Source organism: Microbacterium sp. JZ101, assembly GCF_053903175.1.
Map to the genome: position 1 here is coordinate 2828220 of NZ_CP096400.1, position 14365 is coordinate 2842584.

10 protein-coding genes are annotated in these 14365 nt (G+C 69.1%); 5 read left to right on the forward strand and 5 right to left on the reverse strand.

Annotation, left to right across the window (positions count from 1 at the left end):
- Positions 1–686 precede the first annotated feature (686 nt).
- On the forward strand, positions 687–2852 hold the full coding sequence (locus tag M1D56_RS13170; RefSeq protein ID WP_456283806.1) for a hypothetical protein: 2166 nt from the start codon (positions 687–689) through the stop codon (positions 2850–2852).
- A 24-nt stretch (positions 2853–2876) separates the two neighbouring features.
- Entirely contained in the window at positions 2877–3365 is a 489-nt protein-coding gene (locus M1D56_RS13175) for a YajQ family cyclic di-GMP-binding protein (RefSeq protein WP_271173681.1), read from the forward strand.
- A gap of 183 nt (positions 3366–3548) precedes the next feature.
- On the opposite strand, the gene M1D56_RS13180 is transcribed toward M1D56_RS13175, so the two are convergent.
- Positions 3549–3872 (reverse strand): hypothetical protein, encoded by a 324-nt coding sequence (locus tag M1D56_RS13180; RefSeq protein ID WP_271173682.1) that lies wholly within the window; start codon positions 3870–3872, stop codon positions 3549–3551.
- Positions 3873–4156: 284 nt separating this feature from the next.
- Between M1D56_RS13180 and M1D56_RS13185 the strand changes: the two genes are divergently transcribed.
- Complete coding sequence (locus M1D56_RS13185) at positions 4157–5722, forward strand: DEAD/DEAH box helicase (RefSeq protein ID WP_456283807.1); 1566 nt, start codon at positions 4157–4159, stop codon at positions 5720–5722.
- Positions 5723–6123: 401 nt separating this feature from the next.
- Here the strand turns inward: M1D56_RS13185 and M1D56_RS13190 are convergent, their stop codons facing one another.
- From M1D56_RS13190 to M1D56_RS13200, 3 genes are all read right to left on the reverse strand, one after another.
- The gene (locus M1D56_RS13190; protein WP_156243004.1) at positions 6124–7044 is read right to left on the reverse strand and encodes a sugar ABC transporter permease; all 921 of its coding nucleotides are present in this window, start codon (positions 7042–7044) and stop codon (positions 6124–6126) included.
- The gene (locus M1D56_RS13195; protein WP_456283808.1) at positions 7041–8663 is read right to left on the reverse strand and encodes an ABC transporter permease subunit; all 1623 of its coding nucleotides are present in this window, start codon (positions 8661–8663) and stop codon (positions 7041–7043) included. Before M1D56_RS13195 ends, M1D56_RS13190 begins: the two co-directional genes overlap by 4 nt.
- 146 nt (positions 8664–8809) lie before the next feature.
- On the reverse strand, positions 8810–10051 hold the full coding sequence (locus M1D56_RS13200; protein ID WP_456283809.1) for a sugar ABC transporter substrate-binding protein: 1242 nt from the start codon (positions 10049–10051) through the stop codon (positions 8810–8812).
- A gap of 187 nt (positions 10052–10238) precedes the next feature.
- Here M1D56_RS13200 and M1D56_RS13205 point away from each other — a divergent pair, with 187 nt between their 5' ends.
- Positions 10239–11879, forward strand: coding sequence for a glycoside hydrolase family 13 protein (locus M1D56_RS13205; protein WP_456283810.1), 1641 nt, complete (start codon positions 10239–10241; stop codon positions 11877–11879).
- Between the two features lie 33 nt (positions 11880–11912).
- Positions 11913–12938: a LacI family DNA-binding transcriptional regulator gene (locus M1D56_RS13210; protein WP_456283811.1), complete on the forward strand. Its 1026-nt coding sequence runs from the start codon at positions 11913–11915 to the stop codon at positions 12936–12938.
- A 21-nt stretch (positions 12939–12959) separates the two neighbouring features.
- Here M1D56_RS13210 and M1D56_RS13215 read toward each other — a convergent pair whose 3' ends face one another.
- Entirely contained in the window at positions 12960–14330 is a 1371-nt protein-coding gene (locus M1D56_RS13215; RefSeq protein ID WP_282980364.1) for an FAD-dependent oxidoreductase, read from the reverse strand.
- Positions 14331–14365 lie beyond the last annotated feature (35 nt).

Below are 14365 nucleotides of genomic sequence, written 5' to 3' on the forward strand. Positions count from 1 at the left end.
GTGAGTAGGCCTTGCGACATTCGATCGGCTGCCCCGTCAGCCGACCGACTCCAGCGTCGCCCACACGACGTCGACGACACACAGGCCTTCATCGGTCTCGCGGTAGAACACATCCTCTGGGAACTGGTCCCCCCGGGGCCGCTCCGACGGGGAGCCCCTCGATGTTGATGCTCCACTGTGGGTCGAGGGGAACCTGCTCTGCCCAGAAGTCGCCTGTGAAGCGCTCGGGCTCACCGGCAGACCGCCCCCGCCAGTCCCCCTGCGTACCGAGCTCGAGCTCGGCATCCGTGCAGAGCAGAGACGACCCGCCGTCCGTGCCCATCTCACTGATGAGCTGCTCGGTCGTGTCGATCACTCGAGCGCCGTCACTCCCCCAGACCAGCGCATTCGTCGAGCAGCCAGTCAGCAGCACCGCTCCCGCCGCGACCGATCCGAGGAGTCTCGCCACGCTGAATATCCGCATACGGGCAGGGTAGATGCGCCATGCGGTCCCGTCGTGACGAACGTACCCCCTGGCTAGACTTGCACAATGGCAAGCGACTCCTCGTTCGACAAGCGCCCCACCTAACGGTCGACCACGAAGCGCGCGCACACGATGACTGCTCCCGGAGCATCCTCGCGATGCCACCGAAGGGGGTTCCTCTGGGTGTTCGATTTGCTCCCGCAATATCCGCTACGTTGACCCTGTGCGAGAAAAGCTCACAGACCTGATCGACTCGATTCCGCGGATCGCGGCTGATGAGTCACCCGTGGAAGTCCAGGACGGGCATTTCCAGATCATCACGGACCTCCCAGCGCAGTACGTGTGGCCCGACGTGGAACTTGACGGGAAGTCGCATTCAGCCGCTAGCCCTCTCGTGCTGATTACGGCCCCAGGCGCAATGGGCAAGTCCGCGGCGGCGCACGCCATCGCGGCGCGGACAAGGATGCCGTACGTAGACCTGGGGTCGATCAGAGTCGGCGCCAGTACACTCACTGGCGAGATCAGCAAAGCAGTGGGTGACGAGAATTACAGCGCATTCATGTCTGCCCTGCGTGCGGGCACGGCCGCTCTTGTCTTGGACGGGAGCGACGAGGCCCAGCTCCGCGTGGGACGGGAGAACTATCTCGCATTCATCGAGGATCTCGCCTACCTGATCCGTGATGCTGCGCCAGCTCAGCAGATTATCATGTTGGGACGCCGGGATTCGACCGAAACAACTCTTATTGCATTGGGAGAACACGGCATCACACCTCCCGTATATCGGATCGCGCCACTCAGCCACACACAAGCATGTGCGCTCATCGATGCAACTCTCGACTCAGGGAACGGCCGCACACAAGTCCACAGGCAACATCCCATACCGTTCGGGCAACTACGAGATGCTCTCTTCGGCGACCTTGCCGCGGCGCTGACCCCTGGTCTCGGTGGCGACCCGTCCACCTATTGGAGTGAGGTTGAACACTTTGTCGGATATCCGCCGGTCGTCGTGGCCCTCGCTGAGCGACTGGACGGCGAGGAGAATCCCAGAGCTGCCCTTGAAGCACTGAATGTCACCCCGAAGTCTGAGCTGCCTCAGCTCCGCGGAACGCTTCTTCGCGGCGTGGTTGAGAAGATTCTCGAAAGGGAGCAGCAGAAGGTCGCTGCGCGAGTTGGTGCCGCGCTCACCCTCCACCCCGACGATCCTGTTAGATCCGCACTGTATGACGTGGACGAGCAAGCACTCAGATTGCTCAATCTCACAGGGACCGTCGGGCTGCACGTAGACCACCCTGCCGTTCTCGATCCTGCGGATCGGGACCAGTACGATCGGCTAATCGGTTCGTTCCTTCACGATCACCCGTTCATCTCGAACGGGAGTTTCGCTAACAGTGTTTTCAGTGATTACGTCCGGGCATGGGCTATCTCCTCTTCCCTGAGTCCTCTCTACGCCGAGAACAGGGCAGCGTTCTTTGCCAGCCTGCCTAAGACCGGCCCGTTCTTCACACATTTCCTCCATGCTCTGACTGCCGACGCGAGCGGGATGGGAACCCTTCCCGAGGACCTCGTCGATGATGCCCTTCGATCGTACGGGATGGGAGCAGATATCGGCGGCGACTCGGGAACAGCCGCCTATGTGCAGCGTGAGGAGACCGCGCTACTTGCCTTCTTCGATCCCGACCAAAACGCGACCGGTCCGCGCGTTTCGTTTAAGGTGAGCGAGCTGTCAGGCATTCTGACGCTAACGAGCCCAGTGGCTCGGGCAGTTATTGTCTCGGAGTACGGAGTTGTTCTCCGCGGTGTTTCTGGCAGTTTCGACCTCGGTCCCGAAGTATCGATCATTGCTGACTCCATCGAACTCGAAGCGACCTCTTTGACTGCGATCGGCGGCCCTGAGGGCGACGTCCTTTGGAATGTGATTTCGGCGAGGGAAATGAAGCACAGCGCCGATTTGGCGGTAAAAGCGCTCCCGACCCAATCGCTCGCCATCAGTTGGGAGAACCCTTGGCATCAGTGGTCTTCCTTCGAGACAAACCTCACGGCTGATCCGCGGCTGCCAAGGCAAGTTTCTGGCCAGATTCTTGTTTGTGTCCGGCGCGTCTTGTCGTCATTCAAATCGAGCATGGTGAGCGATCCGAGCGTTTCGTCCGAGAAAATGGATCGCTTGATCATCGGCGACAATGAGGTGTTCAAGGCCACCTTTGACGCGCTCAACGATCTGGGGGTCGTCGCTCACGAGGGCAACCTTTATCGTGTGAGCCTCGACACGCTCGGTCGGTACGGCATCTCGTGGGCCGCGCTGCGCGGCGATGATCCAGCGAAGGTTCTCCACCCACTCCTCCGCGACATCAGTGCGAGCGCGAGAATGGACAAGTTCAGGAGCGCCGACTGAAGCCGGCACGGTAGCCTCAAGCACATGGCAGACAGCAGCTTCGACATCGTCTCCAAGATCGACCGCCAGGAGGCGGACAACGCGCTCAACCAGGCACGCAAGGAGGTCGAGCAGCGCTACGACTTCAAGGGCACCGGCGCCTCCATCGAGTGGAGCGGCGAGGCCATCCTCATCAAGGCGGACAGCGAGGACCGTGCGAAGGCCGTGCTCGACGTCTTCCAGTCCAAGCTCATCAAGCGCGGCATCTCGCTCAAGAGCCTCGAGTCGGGCGACCCCGTCGCGAGCGGCAAGGAGTACCGCATCACGTCCACGCTCAAGGAGGGGATCTCGCAGGAGAACGCGAAGAAGATCGGCAAGATCATCCGCGACGAGGGCCCCAAGGGCGTGAAGTCGCAGATCCAGGGCGACGAGCTGCGCGTGTCGTCGAAGAGCCGCGACGACCTGCAGGAGGTCATCCGTCTCCTGAAGGCCGCCGACCTCGACATCGACCTCCAGTTCATCAACTACCGCTGAACCTGAGGGGTTCCTGAACCCGCGTCATGGATGGGCCGCTCGGCGGTCTCATCGACGGGGGCTCCGACGCAGGTCGGGTCCCTGCGGGGGCGGGGCTTCTGGGGAGCACCGCCTCCGCTCCGGGGGATACGCGCAGGAATGCGGATCGGCCCGGCGCCTCGAAGGCGCCGGGCCGATCGCGTCTCAGTCCCGGGGCGGCGTGGACGGCGGGTTCGCCGTGCCGCCCGGGTAGGACGGTCCCGATCCCGGCGAGCCGGGGTGCTGCGGCCCCGCGTATCCCTGCTGCGGCGGATACGGCGCACCGGGTCGCGGCGCGAGCCCGCGCGCCGCGCGCTCCTCGTCCGCGCGCAGGATGCCGTTCTTCACGGCCGTCCGCATGATCAGGTACCCCACCCACAGCATGAGCGCCAGGATCCCGAGGTAGATGACGAGCCCCAGGATCATCATCCCCACGCCGAGCCCGGCCATCCATCCGTAGTCGTCGTTGTACATCGCGTCCCCCTTCATCCGCGGACTTGTCTGCAAGCACAGTATCGAGCGGCGGCCGCCCGCACATCAGGGAGAGGTGCCCCAGGCCGCGCTCAGCGCCGGATGCTAGAGTCGGGATCTGCGCGACCCGAGTGTCGCGCGTCGTCGTGTCTTGATCGCGCGGAGGGACTCCCCCCGCCGCGCCTCGCGAACATCCTGCCGCGGCGAACGGATCCGGCATCCGCCGAGTTCGCCATCTGCCGTCGTGCCCCGCGATCAGCGTGTTCCCCTGCACGACGGCCCCTTCTCGAAAGCAGTCATCTGTGACCACTGCGACCACGCAGCCCGAGACCACCTTCGCCGACCTCGGCGTCCCCGCGCACCTCATCGAGGTGCTCGTCGCCGAGGACCGCCCGACCCCCTTCCCCATCCAGCGCGAGACGCTGCCCTCCACCCTCGCCGGCCGCGACGTGCTCGGCCGCGGCAAGACCGGCTCGGGCAAGACGCTCGCGTTCGCCATCCCGCTCGTCGCGCGCCTCTCGGCCGCGAAGCCGAAGCGCATCGCCGGGCGCCCGTCGGGCCTCGTGCTCGCCCCGACCCGCGAGCTCGCGACCCAGATCGCGCGCGTCGTCACGCCGCTCGCGAAGGCCTCCGGCCTCACCGTCGCCGTCGTGTTCGGCGGGGTCTCGCAGAAGCCGCAGGAGGCCGCGTTCCGCGCCGGCGTCGACATCGTCGTCGCCTGTCCCGGCCGCCTCGAGGACCTCATGAGCCAGGGAATCGTCAACCTCGACCGCGTCGCGGTGACGGTGCTCGACGAGGCCGACCACATGGCCGACCTGGGCTTCCTGCCCGGCGTCACGCGCATCCTCGCGAAGACGCCTGCCGGCGGTCAGCGGATGTTCTTCTCCGCGACGCTCGACAACGGCGTGGACAAGCTCGTCGCGCGATTCCTCAAGGACCCGGTGCGCCACTCGATCGACCCGGCCGAGTCGCCGGTCCCCGCGATGACGCACCACGTCTTCGAGGTCGACGACGAGGACAAGACCGAGCTCGTCCGCACCCTCGCGTCGGGCGTCGCGCGCCGCATCCTCTTCACCCGCACCAAGCACCAGGCGAAGAAGCTCGCCAAGCAGCTCACGGCGCGCGGCATCCCCGCGGTCGACCTGCACGGCAACCTGTCGCAGAACGCCCGCGACCGCAACCTCGCGGACTTCTCGTCGGGCCGCGTCCGCGTGCTCGTCGCGACGGATGTCGCCGCGCGCGGCGTGCACGTCGACGGCGTCGACCTCGTGGTCCACGTCGACCCGCCCGCCGAGCACAAGGCGTACGTCCACCGCTCGGGCCGCACCGCGCGCGCGGGCTCGGCCGGCGACGTCGTCACGGTCATGCTGCCCTCGCAGCGCCAGGACACCAAGCAGCTGCTGCGCAAGGCGGGCATCGCCGCGCAGCCGCAGCGCGTCACGCCCGAGAGCGCTGCCGTCACGGCCCTCGTCGGCGAGGTCGCGCCGCGCGTCGCACCGGTCCCGGGCGGCCCGGGCTCGGGCAACGCTCCCGCGCCGTCGGCTCCCGGCACGTCGCAGGGGGCGAACGCCCGCCGCAAGCGCGCGGCCCGCGAGGGTCAGGGCGGCCAGCAGCCGGCCGAGCGCACGGGCGGCCGGGGCGGTGCATCGGCTGGTCGCAACGGCGGCGGCGGTCGCAACGGCGGCGCGGCGCGCGGTCAGGGCGGCCGCGGGCGCGCGCAGGGCGGCTCGCAGCCGATGTACTCGACGTCGTCGGGCGACACCGCTCCCCGCACGCACGCCGCAGCCGCCGAGAGCGCCCCGTCGCGCCCGCCGCGCCGTCGGCAGCCGCGCCGCGTCTCAGCTCCCGCGCAGTCGACCCAGGGCTGATCCCCGTCGACAGAGCCCCGGCCATCCGCTCTCGGATGGCCGGGGCTCTGTCGTTCACTCCCGATGCGGGACAGAACGCAGGAGATCCCGGCCCCGCGCGCACCGCGACCCGCAGGAATCCGGGGCGCAACCATCCGCGCTCCGAAGGAACTCCTGCAATGTGTCCCGCAGGGCCATCCACTCTCGCATGGCCGGGGCTCTGTCGTTCCCTCCCGATGCGGGACAGAACGCAGGAGATCCCGGCCCCGCGCGCACCGCGGCCTGCAGGAATCCGGGGCGCAGCCATCCGCACCCCGAAGCAACTCCTGCAACGTGTCCCGCAGGGCCGCTCCCAGGCGCGGGACCGCAGACACGTCGAGGGGCCCGCGCCCCAGCGCGAGCCCCTCGACGAGCGGTGCGGCCTACTTCACGGCGCCCGCGGTCAGTCCTCCGACGATGTACTTCTGGAGGAAGAGGAACAGCGCCACGACGGGCAGCGCCGCGATCACGGCGCCCGCCGAGAACGCGCTCCAGTCGGCGTAGCGCGGGTTCGACACGAGCTTCGTGAGGCCGACCGCGAGCGTCTGCACGTCCGTGTCGATGAGCAGCACCGACGCGACCACGTACTCGTTCACGGAGGCGATGAACGACAGCAGCGCGACGACCGCGAGGATGGGCGCCACGAGCGGCAGGATGATCGTGAAGAACACGCGCGCATGCCCTGCGCCGTCGATCTTGGCAGCCTCGTCGATCGACTGCGGGATCGTGTTGAAGAACCCGTACATGAGGTACGTGTTCACGCCGAGCGCTCCGCCGAGGTAGACGAGGATGAGCCCGATGCGGGTGTTCAGGCCGATCGCGGGGAACCAGTCGCTGATCGCGCTCATGAGGAGGAAGATCGCGACGACGGCGAGCAGCTGCGGGAACATCTGCACGACGACGATCGCGATGAGCCCGAACCGGCGGCCCGCGAACCGCATGCGCGAGAACGCGTACGCCGCGAGCCCGCCCAGGAACACGGTCGCGACGGCGGTGATGCCCGCGATGATGAGCGTATTGCCGAACCAGGCCACGAACGGCACCTTCGGGTCGCTCAGGATCCGCACGTAGCTGTCGATGCCGATCTTCGAGAAGAGCGCGTTCGAGCCGGTGAGGGTGCCGTTCGGGTTCAGCGAGCTCGAGATGACGAAGACGATCGGCAGGAGCGAGAACGCGACCATGACGACGCCGACGAGGTGGCGCCATCCGGTGTCGGCGAACCAGCGCCCGAAGCCGCGTCGGCGGGGCGCGTACGCGCCGCGGCTGCCGCCGGTGATGGCGACGGTGTCGAGTGAGGCGGTCATCCGTTCAGCTCCTCGAGGGACTTGGTGCGGCGGAACGCGATCACGGAGATGACCGCCACGATGATGAAGATGATGATCGAGTACGCGCTCGCGAGCCCGTAGTCGCGGGTCTGCCCCGTGAAGGCGACCTTGTAGACCATCGAGATCAGCAGGTCGGTGTGGCCGACCGGGATCGGCGCCTCGCTGTCGCGCGGACCGCCGTTCGTGAGCATGTAGACGATGTTGAAGTTGTTGAAGTTGAACGCGAACGACGCGATGAGCAGAGGCGCCACGCTCACGAGCAGGAGCGGCAGCTTGATGAGCCGGAAAACGGCCCATGGCTTCGCGCCGTCGACGGTCGCGGCCTCCTGGAGCTCCTCGGGGATGGCCTGCAGCGCTCCCGTGCACACGAGGAACATGTAGGGGAAGCCGAGCCAGAGGTTCACGATGAGCACCGACACCTTCGCGAGCACGGGGTCGGTCAGCCACGGGATGTCGGCGCCGCCGAAGATCACCTCGTTGAGGAACCCGAAGCTCTGGTTCATCATGCCCGCCCACACGAGCGCCGACAGGAACGACGGCACCGCATACGGGAGGATCATGAGCACGCGGTAGGTGCGGCGCCCCCGCATGCGCGCGCTGTTGAACGCGATCGCGAGGAAGAGGCCGAGGAAGAACGTCGACGCGACCGAGATGAGCGCGAACGCGAACGTCCAGATCGTGACGTAGACGAGCGGGCTCGCGAGGCGCGCGTCCGTGACGGCGCGGATGAAGTTGTCGAAGCCGACCGTCACCTGCCACCCGGGAAGGATCTCGGTGCCGTCGGGCGCCGTGAACGCGCCGGTGCCGAGGTCGGAGTAGACGGTGCCGCTGCGGAGGTCGGTGAGCGTGCCGGCCGCCTCGTCGTACTCGAGCGTCGAGGTGTAGAGGTACGCGCTCGTCCCGTCGGGGGTGCGGAGGGCGCCGTCGTTCGGGTCGTCCGAGAACGGCACGGCGAGCTCGGTGATCTGGTCGGTGCGCTCGAGCACGTCGGCGAACTGCAGGGTCGTCCAGCCGGGCGCCGACACGGCCTTGTCGCCGTCGAAGCCGGCGTCGACCGGCGCGAGGGGCTGCTCGGCGGTCCCCAGGAGCGCCTCGCCGTCGGGCGTGGTGACGAGGAGGCCGATCTCGCCTCCGGCCTCGACCACCGTGGTCGGGTAGCTCGCGGAGTCGGGCACGCGCTCGAGGGCCGAGGCCATGAGCGAGGCGACGGCCTGCTCCTTCGAGCCGTTGTGGCCCGTGCCGTAGTTCGTGAAGGCGACGTAGCCCGTGTAGACGAGCACGAAGACCTGGAACAGGCACAGGAAGATGAGACCGGGCGCGAGGTACTTCGCCGCGAGCGCGCGGCGGGAGAAGTAGACCCAGTTGACGATTCCCGCCACGAGCACGACCGCCGCGAGGACGATCCACTGCTCGTGGCCGAACAGCACGAGAGCCGCGTAGACGGCGATCGCGTCGACGATCGCGAGGGCCGCGATCTTCACGATCACGGAGGCCAGTCCGCCGCCGGCCTGGTCGGCGATCGACCGCGCGCGCCGCTGGCGCGCCGTGGGCTTCGGGTCTTCGGTCGCCGTCTCGGCGCCGGAGAGGGTGTCGGTCATGGGTTCCTATCGCTGTCTCGTGGGGTCAGCGGCCGGTCGCCAGGGCGGGCGGACCGCTGCGGTGCGCTCGGATGGTCCGCGGCCGCGGGCGGGGACGCCCCCGTCGAGGGGGCGGCCCGCCCGCGTCCGCGATCCGAGCGGGTGCGTCAGCCGATCGCGGCCTGCACGTCGGCGGCGAGCTTCTGCCACGTCGCGACGGGGTCGGCGCCGTTGATGATCTCGGCCTCCGCGATGCCCCAGTACTGCCACACGGCGCCCATCTCGGGGATCGCGGGCATCGGCACGGCCTCCGCGCCGACCGTCGCGAAGCCGCCGATGATCGGGTCGCTCGAGGCGGTCTCCGCGGCCGACGAGAGCGCGGGGAGGATGTTGCCGGCCTCGAAGAGCGCGAGCTGCGCCTCCTCGCTGCCGAGGTAGTTCACGAGGAAGTCGTTCGCGGCGACCTTGTCGTCCGACTCGGCCGACACGAAGAAGCCCTTCACGCCCGCGAAGGGCGATGCCGGCTGATCGGTCGGGCTCGGGACGGGATCGATCGCGACGTCGATGCCCGCGTCGACCGCTGCGCCGACGTTCCACGGGCCGGTCAGCCAGAAGGCCGCCGTGCCGTCGAGGAACGCCTGCTTGGCGATGTCGCCGTCGATGTCGGTGTTGAACGCGCCCTTGCCGCCCTGCTCGCCGAGCCAGGTCGCGAACTCCTCGCCGCCGGCGTTGCCCAGCTGCAGGTCGGTCGCGTCGTAGCCGTTCTCGTTCGTGCCGAAGACGGGAGCGCCGAATGCGGTCTGGAACGGGTAGAGGTGGTACGGGTTGCCCTCCGCGCCCTGCTCGACGACGAACGGGGTCTCGAGGCCGGCGGCCTGGCCCTTCGCGATCATGTCGTCGAAGCTCGTCGCGGCCTCGGGGACGAGCTCGGCGTTGCGCAGCATCGCGACGTTCTCGACCGCGTACGGGAGCATGTAGACGGTGCCGTCGTACGTCGAGGCCTCGACGGCGACGTCGAGGAAGTCGCCCGCGGCGTCGCCCAGCTCGAGCGGCGCCACGACGCCGTTCGTCGCGAGCTCGCCGAGCCAGTCGTGCGCGCCCATCGTGATGTCGGGGCCCTCACCGGTCGGCACCTGCTGGATGAAGTCGTCCTTGATCGTCGCGTTGTCCTTGCCGACGAGCTCGACCTCGACGCCGCTCTTCTCGGTGTACGCGTCGGCCACCGCCTGCAGCGCGTCGACGCGCTCGGCGTCGACCCACACGGTGAGCGTCGACGAGGGCGCCTCGGCGTCTCCGCCGCCCGAAGCGCCTTCGTTCGCGCTGTCGCTCGCACAACCCGCGAGCCCGAGTGCCGTCACGCCGGCCATCGCGACGACGGCCGCGAAGCGTCCCCTGCTGTTCACCTTCATTGGTGTGTCCTCCTGGTTGATGAGCCCGCAACTGTGCAAGCGTTTACAGGTATACACCGTCGAGCACCGATTTGAAAACCGCGAATCTGCGGGCGTGACCGATTCGATACGAATCGCGGGCCGAGTTACGCGCCCGTGAACTGCAAACGCTTACAACCGACGCCGAAATCCTCTAGAGTGGGCGACCATGACCCCTGAATGGTGGCGCACCGCCGCGATCTACCAGATCTACCCGCGCTCGTTCGCCGACGCCTCGGGCGACGGCGTCGGCGACCTCGCGGGCGTGACGTCGCGCATGGACGCGCTCGCCGAGCTGGGCATCGACGCGATCTGGCTCTCGCCGTTCATGACCTCGCCCCAGCGCGACGCGGGCTACGACGTGACCGACTACCGCGACGTCGATCCGCTTTTCGGGACGCTGGCCGACTTCGACGCGATGCTCGAGGCCGCGCGCGCCCGGGGCATCCGGGTCATCATCGACCTCGTGCCGAACCACTCCTCCGACCAGCATGTCTGGTTCCAGGAGGCGCTGACCGCCGCGCCCGGCAGCCGCGAGCGCGCACGCTACCTGTTCCGCGACGGCCGCGGCCCGGGCGGCCACGAGCCGCCGAACAACTGGCAGTCGATCTTCGGCGGCCCCGCGTGGACGCGCGTCACCGAGGCGGACGGCTCTCCTGGTCAGTGGTACCTGCACCTCTTCGACTCGAGCCAGCCCGACTTCGACTGGACGCAGCGCGAGGTGCGCGACGAGTTCCTCGACATCCTGCGCTTCTGGCTCGACCGGGGCGTCGACGGCTTCCGCGTCGACGTCGCGCACGGCCTCATCAAGGAGGACGGGCTCCCCGACTACATCCAGCCCGAGGACGCCGACTCGATGGGCGGCGAGGCCGAGGACGACGTGCCCTACTGGGGGCGCCCCGGCGTCCACGAGGTGTACCGCGAGTGGCGCGCGCTGCTCGAGGAGTACGACGGCGACCGCGCGCTGTGCGCCGAGGCGTGGCGTCCGACCGCGCGCGAGACCGCGCTGTGGGTGCGCCCCGATGAGATGCACCAGGCCTTCAACTTCCCGTACATGATGACCGAGTGGGACGCCGCGGCGCTGCGCACGGTCATCGCCGACTCGCTCGAGGCCTTCCCGGCCGTCGGCGCGCCCGCGACGTGGGTCCTGTCGAACCACGACGTCATCCGGCACGCCTCGCGACTCGCGCTGGGCGCCGACAGCCCGCAGGGCCACGGCATCGGCCCGCTCTCCCCGGGCAAGCCCGACCCCGTCGTCGGCCTCCGCCGCGCCCGAGCGGCGACGACCGTCATGTTCGCGCTGCCGGGAAGCGCCTACATCTACCAGGGCGAGGAGCTCGGGCTCCCCGAGGCGATCGAGCTTCCCGATGAGGCCCGCCAGGACCCGACCTGGTTCCGCACGAACGGCGAGCGCTACGGCCGCGACGGGTGCCGCGTTCCCATCCCGTGGGAGGCCGGCGCGCCGGCGTTCGGCTTCAGCGCGACCGGGGCGTCGTGGCTCCCCCAGCCGGCCGAGTGGCGGGCGCTCGCGCGCGACGTTCAGCGCGACGATCCCGCGTCGACGCTCTCGCTCTACCGCGACCTCCTGCGGCTGCGCCGCGAGGAGTCCCTCGCGAGCGGCGACCTCGAGTGGGTCGACGGATGGCCGACGCACGTCCTCGCGTTCCGCAACGGGCGTGTGACGGTGATCGCGAACACGGGATCCGAGGATGTCCCCGCGCCCGAGGGCATGCGGGTCCTGTGCGCGAGCGGGCCGCTCGGCGAGGGCGTCGTCCCCGTCGACACGGCCGCCTGGTTCATCGCAGGATGACGCGGGATGCCCCGCGTCTCCTACGATGAACGCGTGCATTCCGTGAGCATCGCCGAGGTCGCCCAGCGCGCAGGCGTCTCGACCGCCACGGTCTCGCGCGCCCTCTCCGGCCGCGGCCACGTGTCGGCGGCGGCGAAGGAGGCCGTCCTCGCGGCGGCCGACGCGCTCGGGTACGTCGTCTCATCGAACGCCTCGAGCCTCGCGAGCGGGCGCACGCGCAACGTCGGCGTCGTGCTGCCGTTCCTCAACCGGTGGTACTTCGCCTCCGTGCTCGAGGGCGCTCAGCAGGCGCTCCTCCGGGCGGGCTACGACGTGACGCTCTACAACCTCTCCGGCGGCGGAGAGGAGCGCGCGAGCGTCTTCGAGCACTTCCTCCTGCGCCAGCGCGTCGACGCCGTGATCGCCGTGTCGCTCGAGCTCACGGAGGACGAGGTCGCCCGCCTGCACGCGCTCGGCAAGCCCATCGTCGGCGTCGGCGGGCCCATCCCGGGGGTGCGCACGCTCGCGATCGACGACGTCGCGGTCGCCAAGCTCGCGACGGAGCACCTCACGGGGCTCGGGCACACGCGGATCGGCCACCTCGGCGGCCGACCGGAGTTCGACTCCGACTTCCACCTGCCTGTCCAGCGCCGGCACGGGTACGAGGCGGCGCTCGACGAGGCGGGCATCCCGTTCGACGCCGACCTCGTGGCGAACGCCGACTTCACGGTGCAGGGCGGGTACCACGCGGCCAAGCAGCTCCTCGGCGCTCCCCCGCGCAGCCGTCCGACGGCGATCTTCGCGGCCTCCGACGAGATGGCGATCGGCGCCATCCTCGCGGCCCGCGACCTCGGGCTCGCCGTGCCCCACGACGTCTCGGTCGTGGGCATCGACGACCACGACCAGGCCGAGTTCTTCGGGCTCACGACGGTCGCGCAGTTCCCGCGGAAGCAGGGAGCGCGCGCGGTGGACATCCTGCTCGAGCAGCTCGAGCCGCGCGACGGCTCCGAGCCGCTCGCGGACATCCCGCTGCCGTTCGAGCTCGTCGTGCGCTCGTCGACGTCGCGCCCGCGCGACTGAGCCGACCGGGCGCTCGGGCCGTCAGTCGCGCGAGATCCGCACCATCTCGTCGCGCGGGACGACCTTGATGCGCGCGCGGCCGTGCGGCTGGCCCAGCGCGATCTCATGCGCGTCGAGCCGATGCCACCCCTCGAGGTCGGTCCAGATGACGCCGCGCTCGGCGAGGAGCGCGGGGATGGCGTCGGCCGACGGGTCCTCCGGCTGCCACCACGAGCCCTGATCGTTCACGATGTGCTGCACGGTCTCCATCGCGTCGGACTTCGTGTGCCCGATGAGGCCGACAGGGCCGCGCTTGATCCAGCCGGTCGCGTACAGCCCGGGCACGCGCTCGTTCGAGTCCTCGTGCAGCACCTGGCCCTCGTGGTTCGGGATGACCCCGTGCTTCTCGTCGAACGGCACGCCGGGCAGGGGCGATCCGAAGTACCCCACGGCGCGGTAGAGCTGCCCCATCGGCACCTCGCGCATCTCGCCTGTCCCGATGACGCCGCCGTGGCCATCCGGTCGCGTCCGCTCGTACACGAGGGCGGCGACACGGCCCTGCTCATCGGTCTTCACCTCGACGGGGCGCGCCCAGAAGTGCAGGTGCAGACGACGCGAGGCGGTTCCCCCGGCCCCGTTCGCACCAGGGCGGGTGCGCCATTCCTGGAGGACGCGGTCGATGACCTTGACCTGCTTGTTCGACGCGACGGCGGCCTTCGACGCCTCGTCGTAGTCGAAGTCCTCGTCGTACACGACCATGTCCACGTCGCGCAGCTCGCCGAGCTCGCGCAGCTCGAGCGGCGTGAACTTCACCTGCGCGGGGCCTCGGCGGCCGAACACGTGCACATCGGTGACGGGCGATGCCGCGAGCACCTCGTAGACGTTGTCCGGGATCTCGGTGGGCAGGAGGTCCTCGGCGTGCTTGGCGAGCATGCGCGAGATGTCGAGGGCCACGTTGCCGTTGCCGATCACGCCCACCGACGACGCCGTGAGCGGCCACGTGCGCGGGACATCCGGGTGCCCGTCGAACCAGCTCACGAAGTCGGCGGCGCCGAACGAGCCGTCGGCGTCGATGCCGGGGATCGCGAGGTCGGCGTCGCGCACCGCGCCGGTCGCGAAGAGCACGGCGTGGTAGTGGCGCTTGAGGTCGTCGAGCGTGAGGTCCTCGCCGAAGCGCACGTTGCCGAAGATGCGGATGTCGCCGCGGTCGAGCACCTCGCGGAGGGCGCCGACGACGCCCTTGATGCGCGGATGATCGGGCGCGACGCCGTAGCGGACGAGGCCGTAGGGCGCGGGGAGCTGCTCGAACAGGTCGATCGACACGTCGAAGCTGCGCTCGGTCTTCAGCAGGATGTCCGCTGCGTAGATGCCGGCCGGGCCTGCGCCCACGATGGCGAGACGGAGCTGGGTCATATCGGTCCCTTCGTTCGGCACCGCGGAGGCGGGCG

What these genes read in the sequence shown, in the direction of transcription:
- M1D56_RS13215 (WP_282980364.1), bottom strand. Translation starts at nt 14,330, where the DNA reads ATGACCCAGCTCCGTCTCGCCATCGTGGGCGCAGGCCCGGCCGGCATC.
- M1D56_RS13190 (WP_156243004.1), bottom strand. Translation starts at nt 7,044, where the DNA reads ATGACCGCCTCACTCGACACCGTCGCCATCACCGGCGGCAGCCGCGGC.
- M1D56_RS13195 (WP_456283808.1), bottom strand. Translation starts at nt 8,663, where the DNA reads ATGACCGACACCCTCTCCGGCGCCGAGACGGCGACCGAAGACCCGAAG.
- M1D56_RS13205 (WP_456283810.1), top strand. Translation starts at nt 10,239, where the DNA reads ATGACCCCTGAATGGTGGCGCACCGCCGCGATCTACCAGATCTACCCG.
- M1D56_RS13175 (WP_271173681.1), top strand. Translation starts at nt 2,877, where the DNA reads ATGGCAGACAGCAGCTTCGACATCGTCTCCAAGATCGACCGCCAGGAG.
- M1D56_RS13200 (WP_456283809.1), bottom strand. Translation starts at nt 10,051, where the DNA reads ATGAAGGTGAACAGCAGGGGACGCTTCGCGGCCGTCGTCGCGATGGCC.
- M1D56_RS13180 (WP_271173682.1), bottom strand. Translation starts at nt 3,872, where the DNA reads ATGAAGGGGGACGCGATGTACAACGACGACTACGGATGGATGGCCGGG.